The sequence below is a fragment of the Streptomyces glaucescens genome (genome assembly GCF_002154375.1).
Classification (GTDB): domain Bacteria; phylum Actinomycetota; class Actinomycetes; order Streptomycetales; family Streptomycetaceae; genus Streptomyces; species Streptomyces glaucescens.
This window is the reverse complement of the sequence record NZ_MUND01000280.1, coordinates 1-3,552: the sequence shown is the minus strand read 5'-3', so window position 1 is coordinate 3,552 and position 3,552 is coordinate 1. Positions and strand designations below refer to the sequence as shown.

At 73.7% G+C, this 3,552-nt stretch carries 3 protein-coding genes; 1 reads left to right on the top strand and 2 read right to left on the bottom strand.

What is annotated here, in order from left to right; genetic code table 11:
* Window positions 1–242: 242 nt before the first annotated feature.
* On the bottom strand, window positions 243–1,862 hold the full coding sequence (locus CCN42_RS19210) for an ABC transporter permease (protein ID WP_086737327.1): 1,620 nt from the start codon (window positions 1,860–1,862) through the stop codon (window positions 243–245).
* On the bottom strand, window positions 1,859–2,806 hold the full coding sequence (locus tag CCN42_RS19205; protein ID WP_086737325.1) for an ABC transporter ATP-binding protein: 948 nt from the start codon (window positions 2,804–2,806) through the stop codon (window positions 1,859–1,861). Before CCN42_RS19205 ends, CCN42_RS19210 begins: the two co-directional genes overlap by 4 nt.
* Before the next feature lie 120 nt (window positions 2,807–2,926).
* Here CCN42_RS19205 and CCN42_RS19200 point away from each other — a divergent pair, with 120 nt between their 5' ends.
* Entirely contained in the window at window positions 2,927–3,424 is a 498-nt protein-coding gene (locus CCN42_RS19200; protein WP_086737330.1) for a GbsR/MarR family transcriptional regulator, read from the top strand.
* The last annotated feature ends 128 nt before the right edge of the window (window positions 3,425–3,552 follow it).

Genomic DNA, 3,552 nt, shown 5'->3' with positions numbered 1-3,552 from the left:
GTCCGCAAAGTCCCGTCTGCCCCGCGACACCTGGCACGCACTCTCGCCGCGCCGGGCGAAGCCCCAAGTACATCCAGTACGAGGGACTCCGCCCGGCGCGCCGAGAGCACGCACCAGACGCCGCGGGGCCCGCCCTTCGGGCGGACGACGGGACTTTGCGGACACGACCTAGCCGCCCGGCCGGGACGGCGTTGCGCATCGAGGGCTGCCCCGGCGGGGGCCCAGGGCCCGTCACACAGGCCTCAACCGCTCAGCAGGTCCCGCCGCCGCAGCCCCGCCAGTCCCGCCGTGACCAGTGCCGCCGCCAAGGCGGTGAGGACCAGCACCGGTGTCCACTCCATCTCCCCGCCCGGCAGCTTCGGCAGGTGCCCGAACGGGGAGAGGTCCAGCACCGCCCGCGGCACGTCCAGCGCGGGTCCGACCCAGCCGATGAGGAGCACTGCCCCGGCGACCGCCCAGGCCGCGACCGCCGCCCGGGGCAGCAGGCCGTGGAGCAGGACCGCCACCCCGCCGATCACCCACACCGCGGGCACCTGCGCCAGACAGGCCCCCAGGAGGGGCCCGGTGTCGCGGCCGTGGCCGAGGGCGAGGCCGAGCCCGGCCAGCAGCATGATCAGCACCGTACCGCCGAACGCCACCGCCAGGTGGCCCGCGGCCCACCGCAGCCGCCCCACGGCGCCGGCCAGCACCGGCTCGGCCCGCCCGGAGGTCTCCTCGCCGTGCAGCCGCAGGACCGAGGCGACGATGTACAGGGTGGCGACCAGTCCCAGCATCCCGGTCATCGCCGAGAGGAACGCGTCGACGAGACCGGCCTCTCCGCCCATCCGCTCGATGATCCGCCGGGCGCCTTCGTTGCCGCCGACCAGGTCGGCCGCGCCCTCCGCCATCGTGCCGTAGACCACCCCGGCGAGCAGGAAGCCGATGCTCCAGCCGAGCAGGGAGCCGCGTTGCAGCCGCCGGGCGAGCGCGCCCGCGCCGCTCAGCCGTCCCGCGGCGGGCCCGGGCCGGGCGGGCAGGAAGCTCATGCCGAGGTCACGGCGTTCGGCGAGTGCGTAGGCCAGCGCGCCCTGGAGCAGTGCGGCACCGGCGAACAGCAGCAGCACCCACCACCGTTCCCCCGCGAACGCCCGCAGGTTCTCCAGCCAGCCGAGGGGTGACAGCCAGGTCAGCACGGACGATCCGTCGGCCGTCGCCGAGTCGCCCGCCGCGCGCAGCAAGAACGCGGCACCCAGCACGGCCGCCGTGAGCCCGCGTGCCGACCGGGCGCTCTCCGTGAGCTGGGCGAGGATCGCCGCCAGGGTCGCGAACACCATGCCGAGCCCGGCGACGGCGAGCCCGAAGGCGGCCGCTCCGGTGCCGCCCTGCGCCGCCAGTCCGGCGGTGACCAGCCCGCCCAGGAGGGCGTTGGCGACGGCCGCGGTCAGCAGGGCCGCGGTCAGCGGGGCGCGGCGGCCGACCATCGCGGAGGAGATCAGTTCAGCCCGGCCGCTCTCCTCCTCGTCGCGGGTGTGCCGGACGACGAGGAGCAGGCTCATCACGGCGGCGAGCGCTCCCGCGTACACGCCGGCCCGCCAGACGGTCAGGGCGCCGTAGGAGTCGCCGAACACGGGGCCGGTCATCGCGCGCAGGGAGGCGCTGGTCTCCAGCTGGCGGAGCAGGCCGGCGCGTTCGGCGGCCGTGCCGTACAGGCTTCTGATCGTGCCCGGCATGGACAGCACCATGAGGGCGTTCACGCCGACCCAGACCGGGATCAGCACCCGGTCGCGGCGCAGCGCGAGGCGCAGCAGGGGCGTGGTGCCAACCAGCTGCCGGGTTCCGCCGGGCCTGCCGCCGGACCGCGGGGCGAGGGGGAGGGCGGTCATCGGGCCGCCTCCGCCCGCTCGCCGAGGCCACCGCTCCCGCCGGGTCCACCGCTCCCGCCGTTCTCGCCCTGATAGTGCCGCAGGAACAGCTCCTCCAGGGTGGGCGGGGTGGACGTCAGGGAGCGCACCCCGCACTCGGTCAGCTGCCGCAGCACGGCGTCGAGCCGGTCGTTGTCGACCTGGAGCCGGACCCGCGGTCCCTGGACGTCGAGGTCGTGCACGCCGGGCAGCCGGGCGAGGCCGTCGGGCGGTCCGGCCAGCTCGGCGGTGACTCTGGTGCGGGTCAGATGCCGCAGCTCGGTGAGCGATCCGCTCTCCACGGTGCGCCCGTTACGGATGATGCTGACCCGGTCGCACAGCTCCTCCACCTCGCTGAGGATGTGCGAGGAGAGCAGGATCGTCCGGCCCCGGTCGCGTTCCTCGGTCACGCACCGCTGGAAGACCTCCTCCATCAGCGGGTCGAGGCCGGAGGTCGGTTCGTCGAGGATCAGCAGGTCGACGTCGGAGGCGAAGGCGGCGACGAGGGCGACCTTCTGCCGGTTTCCCTTGGAGTAGGTGCGGCCCTTCTTCGTCGGGTCCAGTTCGAACCGCTCGATCAGTTCCGCCCGCCGCCGGGTGTCGAGGCCGCCGCGCAGCCGGCCGCAGAGGTCGATGACCTCGCCGCCGGAGAGGTTGCGCCAGAGGGTGACGTCGCCAGGGACGTAGGCGATACGGCGGTGCAGCTCGACCGCGTCCGCCCAGGGGTCGCCGCCGAGCACCTGGGCGGCGCCGGAGTCGGCGCGCAGCAGGCCGAGCAGGACCCGGATGGTGGTGGACTTGCCGGCTCCGTTGGGGCCGAGGAAGCCGTGGATCTCGCCGGAGTCCACGTCCAGGTCGAGGCCGTCGAGGGCGGGTGTCCGGCCGAAGGACTTGTGCAGTCCGGAGACGGTGATGGCCTTGGTCATACCTCGGAACGTACGCTTACTTCAGAAATTTGTGAAGTTAAGGAAGCAGATGAAGCCTGACTAGACTCGACCCGGAGGGCCGTGGGAGAGCCGGACCGAGCAGGGGAGATGATCGACGGCATGACGGACACAGCCGGCGCGGCACGCGACCCCGACACGGTCTCCCGATTCGTGGAGCACTTCGCGGCCCAGCTCGTCGAGGCGGGCATGCCGCGCATGCCGGCCCGCGTGTTCGCCGCGCTGCTCGCCTCCGACAGCGGCACCCTCACCTCTGCCGAGCTGGGCGAACAGCTCAAGATCAGCCCTGCCGCGGTCTCCGGCGCGGTGCGTTACCTGGCCCAGGTCCACCTGGTCTCCCGGGAACGCGAACCAGGATCACGCCGGGAGCGGTACCGGGTCCGCAACGACCAGTGGTACGAGGCGCTGACCAACCGCGAGGCGATCATCAAGCGCTGGGAGGACGCCCTGCGCGAAGGTGTGGTGAGCCTCGGCCCCGACACCCCGGCGGGCCGCCGGCTCACCGAGACGCTGGCGTTCTTCGAATTCCTGGAGGGCGAGCTGGACACCCTGATGGACCGCTGGCGGGTACGGCGGGACGAGTTGTTCGGCCCGGGCTGAGCCCGTGGGAGGCGGGCGGCCGGCGGCGGCGCGGCCGCGGTCCCTGCGGGGTGTCGTCACGAGAGCACGCACCGGACGCCGCAGGACCGTCCTGCGGACGACGACGGGAGTTTGACGACACCCCCTAG

Bases quoted from the DNA above. Each gene is read 5' to 3' on its own strand.
- CCN42_RS19210 (WP_086737327.1), bottom strand. From the start codon at position 1,862: ATGACCGCCCTCCCCCTCGCCCCGCGGTCCGGCGGCAGGCCCGGCGGA.
- CCN42_RS19205 (WP_086737325.1), bottom strand. From the start codon at position 2,806: ATGACCAAGGCCATCACCGTCTCCGGACTGCACAAGTCCTTCGGCCGG.
- CCN42_RS19200 (WP_086737330.1), top strand. From the start codon at position 2,927: ATGACGGACACAGCCGGCGCGGCACGCGACCCCGACACGGTCTCCCGA.